Origin of the sequence: Bacillus sp. FSL R5-0659, from assembly GCF_038008785.1 — a bacterium.
Taxonomy (GTDB): Bacteria; Bacillota; Bacilli; order Bacillales; family Bacillaceae; genus Bacillus; species Bacillus safensis.
Genome location: NZ_JBBOZU010000001.1, coordinates 1,656,599 through 1,672,172, shown reverse-complemented (window position 1 = coordinate 1,672,172; position 15,574 = coordinate 1,656,599). Strand labels below are relative to the sequence as shown.

At 38.7% G+C, this 15,574-nt stretch carries 13 protein-coding genes and 3 pseudogenes; 1 reads left to right on the top strand and 15 read right to left on the bottom strand.

Annotation, left to right across the window (positions count from 1 at the left end):
* Positions 1 to 84: 84 nt before the first annotated feature.
* The 11 genes and pseudogenes from NSQ72_RS08415 to spoVK form a co-directional block, all read right to left on the bottom strand.
* Positions 85 to 1,218, bottom strand: coding sequence for a Rap family tetratricopeptide repeat protein (locus NSQ72_RS08415; RefSeq protein WP_341083781.1), 1,134 nt, complete (start codon positions 1,216 to 1,218; stop codon positions 85 to 87).
* A gap of 326 nt (positions 1,219 to 1,544) precedes the next feature.
* Positions 1,545 to 2,267 (bottom strand): hypothetical protein, encoded by a 723-nt coding sequence (locus NSQ72_RS08410; RefSeq protein WP_341083780.1) that lies wholly within the window; start codon positions 2,265 to 2,267, stop codon positions 1,545 to 1,547.
* A gap of 455 nt (positions 2,268 to 2,722) precedes the next feature.
* Positions 2,723 to 2,898, bottom strand: a pseudogene (locus NSQ72_RS08405) (peptidoglycan-binding domain-containing protein); the annotation flags it as partial.
* A 54-nt stretch (positions 2,899 to 2,952) separates the two neighbouring features.
* Positions 2,953 to 3,282: pseudogene (locus NSQ72_RS08400) on the bottom strand (XkdF-like putative serine protease domain-containing protein); the annotation flags it as partial.
* Entirely contained in the window at positions 3,275 to 4,150 is an 876-nt protein-coding gene (locus NSQ72_RS08395; protein WP_341083778.1) for a hypothetical protein, read from the bottom strand. The pseudogene NSQ72_RS08400 and the gene NSQ72_RS08395, both read right to left, overlap by 8 nt.
* A 62-nt stretch (positions 4,151 to 4,212) precedes the next feature.
* Positions 4,213 to 4,435, bottom strand: a pseudogene (locus NSQ72_RS08390) (hypothetical protein); the annotation flags it as partial.
* 217 nt (positions 4,436 to 4,652) lie between these two features.
* Positions 4,653 to 5,987 (bottom strand): type I glutamate--ammonia ligase, encoded by a 1,335-nt coding sequence (gene glnA / locus NSQ72_RS08385; RefSeq protein ID WP_007499421.1) that lies wholly within the window; start codon positions 5,985 to 5,987, stop codon positions 4,653 to 4,655.
* Positions 5,988 to 6,047: 60 nt separating this feature from the next.
* Entirely contained in the window at positions 6,048 to 6,458 is a 411-nt protein-coding gene (locus tag NSQ72_RS08380; protein ID WP_039178801.1) for a MerR family transcriptional regulator, read from the bottom strand.
* Between the two features lie 90 nt (positions 6,459 to 6,548).
* Positions 6,549 to 7,829 (bottom strand): methionine gamma-lyase family protein, encoded by a 1,281-nt coding sequence (locus tag NSQ72_RS08375; protein WP_341083777.1) that lies wholly within the window; start codon positions 7,827 to 7,829, stop codon positions 6,549 to 6,551.
* A gap of 6 nt (positions 7,830 to 7,835) precedes the next feature.
* Complete coding sequence (hflX, locus tag NSQ72_RS08370) at positions 7,836 to 9,107, bottom strand: GTPase HflX (protein WP_341083775.1); 1,272 nt, start codon at positions 9,105 to 9,107, stop codon at positions 7,836 to 7,838.
* A 121-nt stretch (positions 9,108 to 9,228) separates the two neighbouring features.
* Entirely contained in the window at positions 9,229 to 10,188 is a 960-nt protein-coding gene (gene spoVK / locus NSQ72_RS08365) for a stage V sporulation protein K (protein ID WP_048239875.1), read from the bottom strand.
* Positions 10,189 to 10,508: 320 nt separating this feature from the next.
* On the opposite strand from spoVK, the gene NSQ72_RS08360 reads away from it, so the two are divergent.
* Positions 10,509 to 11,267, top strand: coding sequence for an N-acetylmuramoyl-L-alanine amidase (locus tag NSQ72_RS08360; RefSeq protein ID WP_047203907.1), 759 nt, complete (start codon positions 10,509 to 10,511; stop codon positions 11,265 to 11,267).
* A gap of 67 nt (positions 11,268 to 11,334) precedes the next feature.
* Here the strand turns inward: NSQ72_RS08360 and NSQ72_RS08355 are convergent, their stop codons facing one another.
* The 4 genes from NSQ72_RS08355 to nrdI all read right to left on the bottom strand — a co-directional run bounded on the left by NSQ72_RS08355 (position 11,335) and on the right by nrdI (position 15,489).
* The gene (locus NSQ72_RS08355; protein ID WP_341083774.1) at positions 11,335 to 11,952 is read right to left on the bottom strand and encodes a hypothetical protein; all 618 of its coding nucleotides are present in this window, start codon (positions 11,950 to 11,952) and stop codon (positions 11,335 to 11,337) included.
* An 84-nt stretch (positions 11,953 to 12,036) separates the two neighbouring features.
* Positions 12,037 to 13,017: a class 1b ribonucleoside-diphosphate reductase subunit beta gene (nrdF, locus tag NSQ72_RS08350; RefSeq protein ID WP_003212452.1), complete on the bottom strand. Its 981-nt coding sequence runs from the start codon at positions 13,015 to 13,017 to the stop codon at positions 12,037 to 12,039.
* 17 nt (positions 13,018 to 13,034) lie between these two features.
* Positions 13,035 to 15,137, bottom strand: coding sequence for a class 1b ribonucleoside-diphosphate reductase subunit alpha (gene nrdE, locus NSQ72_RS08345; protein ID WP_058837641.1), 2,103 nt, complete (start codon positions 15,135 to 15,137; stop codon positions 13,035 to 13,037).
* Positions 15,097 to 15,489: a class Ib ribonucleoside-diphosphate reductase assembly flavoprotein NrdI gene (nrdI, locus tag NSQ72_RS08340; protein ID WP_008360380.1), complete on the bottom strand. Its 393-nt coding sequence runs from the start codon at positions 15,487 to 15,489 to the stop codon at positions 15,097 to 15,099. The genes nrdE and nrdI overlap by 41 nt, the downstream gene beginning before the upstream one ends.
* Positions 15,490 to 15,574 lie beyond the last annotated feature (85 nt).

The window sequence follows — 15,574 nt, the reverse complement described above, 5'->3', positions numbered from 1 at the left end:
ATAGCTTCTTCGTGGTCTTGTGAAAAGGCGAAATAACCCAGCGTGCTCAAAGTGCCAATAATGATGAGGGTTGCTACTACTGACTTAAATTTCATAAAGGCAATCGCTCCTTTTAATTAATTGTTGGAAGTAAAGAACCTTCTCATAGAAGTTCGACGCCTTATCTTTATCTCCTACTGTTTTATATCTCCTTGCTGCATCTTTCGATAATTCTTCAAGAATTGCATACATTCCTCTTTCGGTTAAATATTCGGTATCACTCGACACTTTATCATAATCTTCCTTTACATAAAGCGCCTTGTAAAAAGTGAATACTTTAAACATCACGTCATCATTTAATTTTTCAGCCAATTCTATGCCCTGATTGAGAGCGTATATGCCTAGATCGTTTTCATGAGATTGAAAATATGACCTTACAAGCATACTTAAAGGATCAAGTATTCTGTTAAAATGCTCATATCCTCGCTCTTTAAATGCATCGATCGAATCATTTAAATATTTAATTGCAGCAGCTATTTCATTATTGTGGAAATAGCTTAACGCTAAATTATAAAGCGCTGATCCTACTAATCTTTTAGTGTCGCTTTCCGTTGCTTTTTCTAGTGCATGTTCAAAATGCGGCTTCGCTTTTTCGGGGCAACCCATATCAATATAATTTAATCCAATGACAAAGGAACACTGTATCTGTCTAACTGTATAAGTTTCTTTTTCTCGATAACATTCTATTGCCTGGGCTATATGGTGCATGGACATGTGGTTTTGTTTCATGTGGTAATAGATTTCAGCCATCTTGTAATTGAACTCGGCACGTTCAATGTCATCACTTACAAGGGACAGCTTTTTTTCTGCTCGTTTATAGAAGGTAATGGCGTTGAGGTATTCATAGTTTTCAAATTCATACATTCCATAAAAAAAATTAAAATAATAATCAAGTAAGCCTGTTAATTTCTCTTGGTCCCTTTTGATCTTCATCGTTAATTCTCTAAAGTTGGCACGCTCTTTTCCATTTTCCAATGGATTCAAATAATCCAACATTAATTTATGTCGGAACTCCATGAGAGTGAAATACAATAATAAATCTTGATTTTCTTCCATATCATCGAGCAAAGATTTTATTTCTTCTTTATATGCTTCAGCGTCCGGTACGTTAAATCTTTGAATATGGTAATACCATTCATTGATTTTCAACCCGACATGAGAAGAAAGCACTTTCTCCATAAGACCCTACCCCTTCCTTGCTATTCCCTATAATGACATATATTATCATTTTAAGAATCTTTCGACACCGAAAAGAAACCGCAAAATTTAGGGTGTTTTGATATAGTAAAGCCTTATTCGGGAGCAATTTTGACTAGCTAATATAAAAAAAGAGCCGAATTAATATGAACGGCTCTTTTTAAAGTCATCAACTATTAGATGTTTTAGTGTTCTTCCTTTTAATAAAGTAAACGACTGCTGTGATAATGACTACAGGTATCACAACAAATAGACCGGCAGTGATAATTGTATTCCAAGGCATATTTACTATCTCCTCTCATTAAGGATTAATGCCATCTAGTCCAAGTTTTAGAAGCTACATCATAGGCATTTCCTGACTTTGTTTTCACAGCTGCTTTTGTCCACATAGTGGTGTATACAGGCAAAACGGAATTGTAACGATGTGTTTTATCCATTGCATATGTTTTGGCATTGGCAACTTTTTTATTACTGACTTTTCCACCATATACTTTACCAACAGATGGCCACCCTCCGTTCCATCCTACGACACCGAATGAATCATGGTAAGTAAGTAGGGTGATCTGCTTGAGCTTCCCACTGTTTCGTGTTGCTTTAATATTTCCACGAAACGATGATGTTCCTGCAACGAACGCAATATTTTGATACATTGTGCCTTTTAAAGTTACTTTTGTTCCGTATTTCTTTCTTGAGGTACTAATACTTCTTGATGATTTACCAGCTAGAGTTGAAAGCTCTCCGTTTTGATCTTGACGTTCAACAATTGATTCAGTAAGTAAAAATAAGGTATCTTCTTTTGATAAAACATCACCTTCAGCATACCCCTCACTAATCGCTGTCTTTCGATCAATGATCTCTTCTTCACTTAAAGCCTTGTAGTTTTCTATGTCTTTATTTGTTAAAATATCCGATGCTTTTTCAAACGTTAAATCCTGATCGTTAGTTTCTTCTGCGGTTGCTACAATGGGTGTGATCGCAAACAATAATAAGACAGCAACAAAGACTTTCAAACTTGTTATAAATCTCTTCATTTTGTTTCCCCTTTGAATTGTATTATTAAAAAATTACGACCCGGACTCGTAATTTAATAATCAACACTTTAACGATCTTATAGGTCTATTTTCTACATTTATATATAATTATAGAATATTATGGTATAAAATACAATATATTCATTAGGTCAAATTAATCAAAAGAGATTTAAACAAATAGATGTTCAAACTTTTTCCGGCAAACATACAACCCCTATCACTATTCATTTTATTTGATTATCACAGGCGAAGAGAACATTTTAAATATTTTTTGTTAAAAAAAGTTATTTCATTGAGATATTGTTTATTAACCCTTATTTTAACAAAAAAAGATCATGAATATATATAGGAATATGTATGTTTTTTATAGGTGCAAATGCTTTAGATATTTAAATACAGTAAGTTTACTTGTTTGATGTTACTAATCACATATCCAAAAAGAACAGGGGTTATATTTAATTCAATGCTTTTTGAAGACCTGCTTTTGTCTTCGGGCCATAAATACCGTCAGCAGCAAGACCATGCATCAATTAGAATCATTTTATTGAATTTGCTGTATTTGGTCCACAGTAGCCATCAACACCGTTGTTTTTACTCCTTTATCCAGGTAGTAGTACACCGCCGCTAGGGCTCACGCTCTTGCTTACCTATATCCGGTGATCTCACCCTACTGAATCTGTTCCTAGATTTCATCAGATGCTTTTGCCACAAGGACCAACGATCCTTTCTTAATAACTTCATCGCCCATTTCAAAATCAGACGGAGCAATGTACGATTCAACGACTTCCCCGACACCGCCGTGGAAATCGTGCTGCTTGTCGATCTCAAGTGCATCCTTCAGGAACCCATGAGCGACTTTTTCGTTCTCCGCCGGCGTCAAGTAATCTCCACGTGCATCCGCTACGTTTGGTTCATATACAATACCATACACAAGACACTGTGCATCATCAGCCTTGTCTACATATGAAACGTGTGTGATTTTTGCATTTATCAATTTGGGTGGAAATTCATTCACCTTCTTTCATTTTAAAGCGTCCTTTGTAATTATTTTCATATTCTTTTGTGGCTCTTTTTTCATTGATTACTTTTTCATCACCTTCTGTGAACCTTCTTAAAAACGGAAATTTCCTAACTAACTTATTGGGGATTAAAAATTTATAAGGTTTATATATCCAATTCGATTTTTCTTCATCATTTAGGAAAATTGCTAAGTTAATTAATAGAACAGGTAAAAAAAACAAAACACTAATCATAAAAATATCTACAACAAAACCATATATATTTTCATAGAAATGATTTTTAAGCAACTTATCCGATATAATTAAATACATCATAAAACTAGTTAAAGTTACAGAAAAAATAATCGTATGGCTTATAAATTTATAGCATTTCAAAAACAACTTAAACCAAATATTTTCTGTTTTTTCAACGATTAAATGCCAGTGCATATCCTTATTAACGACTCTGTGCTCCGCATAAAATACTTTTTCTATTGCATTTTTTAAATCAACGAACTTTATCATAAATTCATCTAACTTTTTGCTATCTTCACTTAGCAAATAATCATAATATAGCTCTTCTAATTCAAGAAATTGTATGATGATACGTTTATCTTTTAACTTAACAATAGAACCGTGATCATTCGCATATTTCTCAAAAAACGCATCTAATTCTCTTGATAAACTAGATACCTTACTTCTATTTAATATATTTTTCATAGAAATATAAAGTGCACCACTAGAACCTGTAAGACTTTCAGCTATAATTTTCCGATTTTTTTTAATTTCATTTCGTTGCGTTACCAACATAGACGTAAGAAATACTGTTAATATAGATCCTAAAATTACTCCATAATCTTTTATAATAGTAAGAATAAGTTGCATTTATCTCTCTCCTTTTCTCTTTATACGAAAAGAGTGAGAATTTGTTTCAAATTAGTTATGCTTTAAATTTTTCTTCTAATCTCTTCTTTTTCCTCGACTGACAAACCTAGGATCAACCTCAGGACCAACCGCGCAATAACAGTTTACTCGCTCTTTCAGAGACAGCTTTGTATCTCTCGGAAACATGTACCGCTCCCCGCTACCTGGTATCTCAAATTCTTCATCAAGTGGAATGATCGTGCCCTCCAATTGCACATGACTTTCTCCGTACTGATTCTTTTTCCCGAACTTTTATCGCCGCATCCCAATCATGGTTGAACCAGTCATCTATTTTTTGTTCACATCATATTCATAATCCGAGCAATCATCAATTGTGGAGTTAAATTCATAACTTCAAATTTTTTTGGTCATATTTTGGCCAAAGACCAAAAATATTATTCCGTTCATTTTTTGACCAAAACAAAAACCCCTTGAAACCATTGGTTCCAAGGGGTTTTTATTATTAATACTGAGACATATACTGATCGCGTTCCCATGGGTGTACCTGGGTGCGGAACATATCCCATTCGATTTCTTTTGATTCGATGAAGTGCTCGAATAGGTGATCGCCTAGTGCGTTGATCATGACTTCGTTTGATTTTAGCAGCTCGAGTGCTTCTGCAAGTGTTGCAGGTAGGTCAGCGATGCCGTTTTCAAGGCGCTCTTCTTTGTCCATGACATAGATGTTTCTGTCGATTGGTGCTGGTGCGTCTAGTTTGTTTTTGATTCCGTCTAGACCTGCTGCAAGTAATACGCTTAGTGCAAGGTATGGGTTTGCAGATGGGTCTACGCTGCGCACTTCTACACGTGTGCTGATGCCGCGTGATGCAGGGATACGGATCAATGGGCTGCGGTTTTGTGCACTCCATGCTACATAGCAAGGTGCTTCATAGCCAGGTACAAGACGCTTGTATGAGTTAACCGTTGGGTTTGTGACTGCTGTAAAGCTTGTTGCGTGCTTGACGATACCTGCGATAAAGTGTCTAGCAGTCTCGCTTAATTGTAAATCTGCTTTTTCATCAAAGAATGCGTTTTTACCATTTTTGAATAATGATAGGTTACAGTGCATACCAGATCCGTTTACACCGAACAATGGTTTTGGCATGAATGTCGCATGAAGACCGTGCTTTCTCGCAATGGTTTTGACAACGAGTTTGAATGTTTGAATGTCATCACAAGAGCGGATCGCGCCTGCATATTTGAAATCAATTTCGTGCTGTCCTGGTGCTACTTCGTGGTGAGATGCTTCAATTTCAAAGCCCATTTCTTCAAGCTCTAGAACGATATCACGGCGGCAGTTTTCACCTAGATCTGTTGGTGCAAGGTCAAAGTATCCACCTTTATCGTTTAGTTCAAGCGTTGGCTCGCCTTTTTCATCTAATTTAAATAAGAAGAATTCTGGCTCAGGTCCAAGGTTGAAATCACTAAATCCTAGTTCTTCCATTTCCTTTAAGATACGCTTTAAGTTGTTACGCGGGTCTCCATCAAACGGTGTCCCGTCTGGCTTATAAATGTCACAAATAAAGCGTGCAACTTTACCTTTTTCTGCTGTCCAAGGGAAAATAACAAATGTGTTTAGATCTGGGTATAGGTACATATCTGATTCTTCGATACGTACGAATCCTTCAATAGATGAACCGTCAAACATACATTTGTTATCGAGAGCTTTTTCTAACTGGCTCACAGGAATCTCAACATTTTTAATCGTTCCGAGAATGTCTGTAAATTGCAGACGGATGTACTTTACGTTTTCCTCATTTACTAATTTTACGATATCTTCTCTTGTGTACTTTGCCATTTCGTAAAACTCCTCCCCTACAAAAGGTAAAATGTGTATAGCAATGCTTTTGCTAATTGGTTAACGGAAGAACCTTGACATATCCCCCTGCCTAAAGGTCGTTCCTTGTTGGAAACGTCCAGCCTGAATGAGTTCCTTCTTCAGTAGCTTCCTGAGTTCATCATCTGACAAGTTATGCTTAGCTGTGGTTTTTTCCTCCGTCTTTTTATCCGACGATGGATTTTCTGCCTCAGCTTTGGCAAAAAGCTTTTTGATTCCTGCCATGTTTACACCTTGTTCGATGAGGTTTTTAATTTCTAGTAATTTATCAACATCATGAAAAGAAAATAATCGGCGGTTTCCATCACTTCTTGCTGGAAATACTAAACCATTTTCCTCATAATAGCGAATTTGTCTTGCAGATAATTCTGTTAGCTGCATGACAATCCCAATTGGGAATAAAGGCATTGAGCGGCGAATGTTATCACTCATCTCAACTGTCTCCTCCTCTTTGCTTAAATTTATTATATGTCATGTTATATTATGTGTCAACAACATGTTAGGAATATTAACATGGTTTTTTTATTGAGCAGGCACTTCAATAAAACCTTGATCCAATAAGGCATCGACAGCACTGCAAATCGCATTTTTCACATGGGCATACGTGAGTCCGCCTTGCACGTAGGCAGTATAAGGCGGTCTGATCGGACCATCGGCTGATAATTCGATACTGGCACCTTGTACAAATGTGCCCGCTGCCATAATGACATCATCCTCGTAGCCCGGCATATAGCTTGCATGTGGTGTGACGTGACTGTTAATCGGAGATGCATACTGGATTGCCTGACAAAACGCAATCATTTTTTTAGGATCTCCAAATTCGACAGATTGAATCAAATCCGTTCTTTTCGCATTCCACGCTGGGTTTGTTTGGAATCCGAGCTTCTCAAGGTAACGAGCCGTAAATACTGCGCCTTTTAAGCTTTGAGCAACAACATGCGGCGCCAAGAAAAAGCCTTGATACATTTCCTGGAGCGCATACAGCGATGCACCCGCTTCACTGCCGATGCCCGGAGATGTCATTCGATAAGAGCAAGCTTCGACCCATTTTTCTTTTCCAACGATGTAGCCGCCTGTTTTGGCAAGACCTCCGCCTGGGTTTTTAATAAGTGAACCGGCCATGAGATCAGCTCCGACATGACACGGCTCTTGTAATTCAGTAAATTCACCATAACAGTTGTCTACAAACACAATGATCTCTTCATTAATCTCTTTCACAAATGAAATCATTTGCTCAATTTCTTCTATTGTAAAGGATGACCTTGACGCATAGCCTTTTGAACGCTGAATGCCGATGACTTTTGTTTTAGAAGAAATCGACTCTTTTACTTTGTCGTAATCGACTGATCCATCTTGAAGCAAATCAATGGCTTTGTAGTCAATCTGGAAGTCTTTTAATGAGCCTGTCCCTTCTTTCCCGCGAATCCCGACAATTTCTTCTAGCGTATCGTATGGTTTTCCCGTCATGTAGATCAATTCATCGCCAGGCCTCAGCACACCAAATAAAGCAATGGAAATCGCGTGTGTGCCGGAAATGATCTGCGGACGGACAAGGCCGCTTTCTCCTCCGAAGACATCCGCATAAATCTTTTCTAACGTGTCTCTCCCCATATCATCGTAGCCATATCCAGTTGTTGGATTAAAGTGAGAGTCACTGACTTTGTGTTTTCGATAGCTTTCAAGCACCCGCCACTCATTTTGTTCGCTCGTTTGATCAATTTGCTGATGTACGTGTAAAATCTCTTGTTCTGTTTCTGCTGCTGCTTTTTCTAAAATACTGCCATGTTTTAATGTGTGAAACATCTTAATTTAATTCCTTTCCAACATATACTTCTTGATTTGACCTAAGATGGTCTGATCCTCACCACTATATCCGGTGATGTCGTAAATCTCTGCTTCTTTTTGAAATTCTAGTGATTCCACAAGTGTTTCTGATTTTAATGCGGAGATGAGCTTACCTTCATACGCTGGAATCTTCACATGATATGGCTTTAAAAAGGCTTTTTTCAGCTCAGCCATAATATCCGCTTTTAACCTTTTTACATCTTCTTTGCGTCTAGCACTGATTAAGATGTGGCGATGCTTTGAAGATGGGATGAAATCTGGTCTAATTTGATCTTCCTTGTTATAAACAGTCAGCATTGGAATACGGTCCGCTTCTAATTCTTCTAAAAGCTCATGAACCGTTCGTTCGTGCCCTTCATAATCCTCATTAGAAGAGTCGATGACATGAAGCAAATAATCGGCTTCCTTCACCTCTTCAAGTGTGGAACGAAATGCGGCGATCAGTGTTGTCGGAAGGTCTTGGATAAAGCCAACCGTATCCGAAATGAGCACACTGTAGCCAGATTCTAATGTCATCTTACGTGTCATTGGGTCAAGTGTCGCAAACAGCAGATCCTCTTCATGACTATCTGCTTCTGTTAATTGATTAAACAAAGTTGATTTTCCGGCATTCGTATACCCGACAATGGCAATTTGGAACACACCATTTTTCTTTCGGCGTTCCCGGTATCTTGTTCGGTGTTCTTTGACTGCAGATAACTGCCCGTTAATTTCGTGAATGCGGTTTCGAATATGGCGTCTGTCTGTTTCGAGTTTTGTTTCACCTGGACCTCTTGCGCCAATTCCGCCTCCCTGTCTTGAGAGGCTGATCCCTTGTCCACTTAGTCTCGGCAGGGCATACTGAAGCTGGGCAAGCTCTATTTGCAGCTTCCCCTCTCTTGTACGGGCTCTTTTTGCAAAGATATCTAAGATCAATTGCGTACGATCAATAATTTTTACATTTAAAGCAGTCGCCAAAGCTTTTAGCTGGCTTGGAGAAAGCTCGTCGTTAAAAATAATGACATCACATTCGAGTTCTTCGCAAAGCACCTCAAGTTCTTCTACTTTCCCTTTCCCGATATACGTTGCGCTGTCTTGTCTATTTCTCTTCTGCGTCATCACGCTGACAGCTTCACCGCCAGCCGTTTTGGTTAAGGAAGCTAATTCTTCCATTGAGTATTGAAAGCGTTCATCCGTTACATGCGGCAATTGGCAGCCGACAAGGATCGCTTTTTCAGTCATTTCATGTTCATTCAACGTCAGTTGTTTCCTTTCTGTACTTAAGTTTTCAGTAGTACCATCATACCAAACAGATCACACGTATACCACTATTCGGATGGTTTATTTTAGTGACTCTTTATAAAAAGGATACGCCATTTCAAGAAGGCGTATCCTCTTTCATTTGAAGATCGTGACTTTTAATGGTCAGCAAATCTTTTTTATCATAATGATCCACAAGAAGCAGTCTCATCGCCTGGGTTCGTATGGCCTTTTCAATGGTGTTTCGCACAAACCGGCCATTGCTGAATTTTGCCGGGCTTGTGGTACTTTTAATGTGCATTAAATAATCCCGCAGCTTCCATTCGGCTTCTTGTGTAAATACATATTCTCTGTCTGCCATCATTCGTTTTGCAATATCCATGAGCTGATCGACAGTATAATCTGGAAAGCTGATATTGATTGGAAATCTTGATTGCAGGCCGGGGTTTAAAGAAAGAAAATGCTCCATTTCCTTGGAGTAGCCAGCAAGAATGAGAATGAATTCGTGCTGTTTGTCCTCCATATGTTTTACAAGGGTATCAATCGCCTCTTTCCCAAAATCCTTTTCTCCTCCGCGTGCAAGAGAATAGGCTTCGTCAATGAACAAAATACCGCCTAGTGATTTTTTAATTAAATCCCTTGTTTTTTGCGCTGTATGACCAATGTATTCTCCAACAAGATCACCGCGTTCCGCTTCGATTAAGTGACCCTTTGAGAGCACATTCATTTCAAAGAAAAGCTTCCCGACAAGTCTTGCAACTGTGGTTTTCCCTGTGCCAGGATTTCCTTTGAACATCATATGAAGCGCTTGTTTTCCTACCTTTAACCCTTGTTCCTGCCGTTTTTGATTAACAAAAATCCAAGCATAAATCTCTTTTATGTTTCGTTTCATTTCATCCATACCGACAAGGCTGTTCATTTCACGCTCTATTTCCCGTAAGATGCTGTGTTTTGCCTCATTTTTCTGCAAGGCTTCTAGGTATTCTGCCTCTGAGTCTGCATCAACCAATACTTGCTTTTGTCCGTTAAGTATAATATTGATTTGGCCGTTGTTTTTATATGTGACAGCTCGCTCCAACGTATTCACCTCTCGCTCTTCTCTCTTTATTCTATTCGGGTGGAGCTGTAATCGTGACAATCGCCCGCTTAAGCCCAAGTTTGCTGTCAAAATGACCCGAGATACCGAATATTGTAGGGATTTGTGCGGTTTCCCAGGAAATGATGTGCTATTTCCATTGTATTCATCCCGTTTGGGCGGACAAACCAACAATTTGTTTTTTCTTAGAAAAATGTAGCTTTTTGATCACAAATGATGCAGAAAAGAGTCTCAATGATTTCCGCATTTTGTACAGGCAATTCTTCTATTTTCTCATAAAATAAAGACGAGGTGATGAATAGATGGTGAAAATTTTTATTGATCCTGGCCACGGAGGAACAGATTCTGGAGCCAGTGCTAATGGACTTTTGGAGAAAAATATAACACTTCAAATCGCGCTATTACTGAGAGACATTTTGATTAGTGAATATGATGGGGTTTCTGTCCGCTTAAGTCGTTCAACTGACCAATCCGTCACTTTGTCCCAGCGTACGAATGCAGCAAACAGCTGGGGAGCTGACTATTTCGTGTCTATTCATATTAATGCTGGCGGAGGCACAGGGTTTGAAAGCTATGTGTATCCTGGCGTTTCAGCACCGACCACTACGTATCGCAACGCCCTTCATGATGAAATTGTCCGCTCAGTTGATTTTGCTAACCGCGGCAAGAAAACTGCGAACTTCCACGTTCTTCGAGAAACTTCTATGCCCGCTATTTTAACAGAGAATGGTTTCATTGATACGACAGCTGATGCTAATAAGCTCCGCAACGCAACCTTCCTTCAAGGCATCGCTCGCGCTCATGCGACTGGTCTAGAAGAAGCCTTTCAATTGAAAAAAAAAGCAAGTAATCTTTATAAAGTGCAGGCAGGAGCTTTCAAAGTGAAAGCCAATGCAGATGAATTAGCAGCCACACTTAAATCCAAAGGCTTTGACGCATTTGTTGTATTAGACGGAGGTATGTTCCGAGTACAGGCCGGGGCTTTCCGTACAAAGCAAAATGCAGATGACCTCGTCGCAAGATTGAAGCAGGCCGGTCATGACGCATTCGTTTTCCAATAATTTTAAGCTGTTGTAACGAAACAAACCGGCTCAAGTCTTCTACTGAGCCGGTTTGTTGTGTATTTATTTACGCTAGGATATTGACGACAAATTGAGACCATGTTTCAAGACGATCGAAGTACTCAGGCTTTTTCAAATCGGCTGTTTTCATCCATTTTCCTGAGATTTGATCTGTTTCTTTTACTTCCACATGAGCACCCGGAGATAGTTCAAGCGCTGATAACAGTCCAATGTGCACACGGCCGACACTGTTGTCATCGTCATTGATTAATCCAAGGGTTTTCATTTCAAGTTTGTCTTCTTCTTGAATTGAAAGTTCTTCGTCCAGCTCACGATCCGTATTTTCTTTTAGAATCTCAGCAAAGTTTTTTCCTTCAACGAAATTCATATGCCCCCCAAAGCCAAGAGACAACTTATGATGTAAGCGAGTCTCTCCTCCGCCTTGAAGTCTTTCGTATACATATACTTCGTCCTCACGCTTAATCACAACATAAGGAATCGGCTGCTTGAAGTCAGGATTTTCTTCTGCATCGCCTCTTCGCATCTGCTCGAAGTGCTCTTCGATTTCTTTCATAATGGTGCTGATTGTTTTCTCTTCACTGTTCACACCATTAAACGCAAGTGTTTCGTTTTGGAACACTTGCGTACGCGGTGCAACTAAAATGATTTCGTCCATTTTTCCCATGTTTGGTAACCTCCAGTATGTAATACATTGTTAGAAATGGCAAAAAGCCAAAACGAGTGATGCGTTTTGACTTTTACGCTTTCCTTATGATTCATCTCCAAAGAAGAAGTCGTCATCTTTTAACGGCTCAACTGTTGCTTTTTTGTAGCCGTTCCCTTTCATTGAGAAGAAGTCATGCGACTTTGTTTTTGTATTGAGTCCGTTCAATACAATAGGGTTAATCTCTTCTTCTTCAAAATAAGGGGCAAATCCAAGGTTCATTAACGCTTTATTGGCATTGTAACGAATGAACTTTTTCACATCATGCGATAAATTGACTTGGTCATAAATATCTTCAGTGTAATGAAGTTCATTTTCATAAAGCTCGTTCAAGAGGTCAATTGAGAAATCATACAGCTCTTTTTGCACGTCAGGTGTTTGTTTGTTGTAAATTTCTTGTGCTAATAATCCAACGTACACACCATGAATCGCTTCATCACGCAAAATTAAGTTGATGATTTCACCGCTTTGCATGAGCTTTCCTTGCCCATAGAAATATAGCGGGTAGTAAAAACCACTATAAAATAGGAAGCTTTCTAAATAAACAGAAGCCACCATTGCTTTAAAGAGAGAAATAGGATCGTCCTTTTGAATCGAACGGTATAAACTGACAATCATATCTGCTTTCTTTTGCAGGAATTTATTCTTCTTGACCCATTCAAACACTTCACTGATCGTTTCAGTTGGTGCGAGTGTCATGAAGATATTGGAGTATGATTTCGCATGTACCGCATTTTCCATCATTGCCATAAAGTTGAGTACAGCTTTACGCTGATGGCCCTCCACATGTTCAGCAACAATCGGCATCCCTGTATTTCCTTGTTCTGTATCAAGTAAAGTCAGTCCAGCAAGTACCTTCATATACGTATCTCGCTCTTTTTCACCTAAATATTTCCATGTTAAGAGATCTCCGTTTAAGGAAATCTCTTCTGGAAGCCAGAACTGCTTCACATTTTGGTTGTAAAACATTTGTGTAAAATCGTCTTCGTGCTTTGACCAGTTGGCTGCATCATAAATTTTTGTCACGTTAAACTCTCCTTTAATCAAACAACACAAGAAAGACAGCCTTCCTGCCCTGTATCCTTCGTTCTTGCATAATAAAGTGTCTTAATGCCTTTATGGTGTGCATAAAGATCGATGCGGTTTAAATCACGCGTTGTCATCGTATCTTTCAGGAATAGTGTAAAGCTGATTCCTTGATCGACGTGCTGCTGAATCGTTGCGATCATATCGACCACTTTAAACATGTCCATATCGTACGCTTCTTTATAGAAGAACCAGTTTTGCGCTGAAAGACCCGGCATTGGGTAATAGGTTTTGCTGTTGCCGTATGTTCTTTCTTCGATACGTTCCATAATTGGCATCACAGAGGCTGTTGCCGATTGAACATAAGAAATGGAACCTGTTGGTGCAATACATAAACGATAGCTGTGATACATGCCATTTTCCGCTACAAATTCTTTGAGTGCTGCCCAGTCTTCTTTTGTTGGAATGTGCATGCCTTCAAATAGTGCTGCTGCTTTTTCTGTTTTTGGTGTGAAATCAGTTTCCACGTATTTATTGAAGTACTCACCAGTTGCATAGCCAGAGCCTTCATAACGATGGAATGTTTCTCCTTTTTCTTTCGCAAGCTCACTTGAGCGTTTAATTGAATAATAGTTCACCATCATAAAGAACGTATTTGCGAAATCTCTTGCTTCTTCACTTTCATAGGCAATTTGGTTTTGAGCTAAATACCCATGAAGGTTCATCGCACCAAGTCCGATTGACTTCATCGCTTTGTTCGCTTTTCGAACAGCCGGTGCATTGCGAATGTCTGTTGTTTCAGACACAAGCGTTAGTGAGTCTGTTGCAAGCTTAACCGTTTTTTCGATCGATTTGTTTTTCATGACATTCATGATATTTAATGAACCAAGGTTGCAAGAAATATCAAGACCGATTTCATCTTCTTGATCATAGTCCGTGTAAGAAGAAACCTCTGACGCCTGAAGCACTTCTGAGCAAAGGTTTGAGAATTTCACTCGTGAAATATGGTTCAAAGCATGCTCTCTGTTTACATTATCTTGGAACATGATATATGGATAGCCTGATTCTGAGCGTAGAACAGCCAATTTTTCAAGAAGCTTTCTCGGATTGACTTTTTCTTTTTTAACTTTCGGGTTTTCTACAAGCTCGTCATACATTTCTTCCATGTCCATCTCATCAAGATGCTGCCCATATTCTTTATAGACTGTGTGCGGATAGAAAGTGTAAGCTGTTTTATCTTCTCTAGCAAGCTCGATAAATTTATCCGGAATGACGACTCCAATGGACAGAGTTTTCACGCGAACATCTTCATCTGCAGAGATTTTTTTCGTATCTAAGAAATCATTGATATCTCTGTGGAAAATATTCAGGTAGGCACTGCCTGATCCTTGTCTTTGCCCCATTTGATCTGCATATCTGAATGCATTATCAAGAAGCTTCATCACGCCGACGACACCTTTTGTCGCGTTTTCTACATCTTTGATTGCTTCGCCTTTTGCACGAAGTTTTGACAGGTTCAAACTGACGCCGCCGCCTAGTTTTGACAGCTGCATTGAAATATCAATCGCTCTTGAAATATCGTTTAGTGAGTCATTTACTTCAAGCAAGAAGCAGCTCACAAGCTCACCGCGTCTTTTACGTCCAGCGTTCAAGAAAGTTGGTGTACTTGGCTGGTACTCTTGATTGATCATCAGTTCTACAAACTCAAGTGCTTTTTCTTTATCCCCACCCGCAAAGAAAAGTGCTACAACTGAAATGCGGTCTTCATAGCGTTCAAGGATTTTCTTTTTATCATTTGTTTTCAGTGCATAGTCATTGTAAAACTTAAATGCACTCATAAATGATGGGAATCTAAATTTTTTGGCATATGCAGCTTCAAAGACTTCTTTAATATCTGCCATGCTGTATTGTCTTAAAAATTCTTCCTCATAGTAGTCGTTTTCTATTAAGTAATCAATCTTCTCTTCTAGATTGTGAAAAAAGACCGTGTTTTGATTAATGTAATCTACGAAATAACTATGTACAGCTTCTTTGTCCTTATCGAACTGAAACTTTCCTTCTTTTTGAATCATAATTTCGTTATTTAATTGTATCCACTTTGGAACCTGATTTTGTGACAATTCTTTCTACCTCCTGTGTAAACAATTCAACATCCCTTTTTGTTCCGCTTAGTTCAAAGGTGTGCAAAATAGGAACTTGATATTGTTTAGAAATCGTATCGGCGCTTTTTGCAAAATTATCTCCCCACACTTTGTTGCCACTCACCGCAACACCTAGTAAAAGGTGAGCATTTTTTTCTAAAAAAGACTGAGTGGTACTAGGGACTTGTCCAAATCCTGTCGTAAAGGTGACGAGAATAAACGGCGTATCCAAAAACTCTTCTCCAGTCAATTTTCGTTTGTCTGTAAAAGGGGTCTTGTCCAAAAAGCGTTGAACATTTCCTGTTTTTGAATCAAATACGATTTGAATCAATTCCATCACGACCTAGTTTTTAGTATTGTTGATCATTTCGCTATTCACTATATATAGTATACTATGTTTTTTCAAAACACAACAT

What these genes read in the sequence shown, in the direction of transcription:
- NSQ72_RS08360 (WP_047203907.1), top strand. Translation starts at nt 10,509, where the DNA reads ATGGTGAAAATTTTTATTGATCCTGGCCACGGAGGAACAGATTCTGGA.
- glnA (WP_007499421.1), bottom strand. Translation starts at nt 5,987, where the DNA reads ATGGCAAAGTACACAAGAGAAGATATCGTAAAATTAGTAAATGAGGAA.
- NSQ72_RS08395 (WP_341083778.1), bottom strand. Translation starts at nt 4,150, where the DNA reads ATGCAACTTATTCTTACTATTATAAAAGATTATGGAGTAATTTTAGGA.
- NSQ72_RS08355 (WP_341083774.1), bottom strand. Translation starts at nt 11,952, where the DNA reads ATGGGAAAAATGGACGAAATCATTTTAGTTGCACCGCGTACGCAAGTG.
- NSQ72_RS08410 (WP_341083780.1), bottom strand. Translation starts at nt 2,267, where the DNA reads ATGAAGAGATTTATAACAAGTTTGAAAGTCTTTGTTGCTGTCTTATTA.
- NSQ72_RS08415 (WP_341083781.1), bottom strand. Translation starts at nt 1,218, where the DNA reads ATGGAGAAAGTGCTTTCTTCTCATGTCGGGTTGAAAATCAATGAATGG.
- NSQ72_RS08375 (WP_341083777.1), bottom strand. Translation starts at nt 7,829, where the DNA reads ATGTTTCACACATTAAAACATGGCAGTATTTTAGAAAAAGCAGCAGCA.
- NSQ72_RS08380 (WP_039178801.1), bottom strand. Translation starts at nt 6,458, where the DNA reads ATGAGTGATAACATTCGCCGCTCAATGCCTTTATTCCCAATTGGGATT.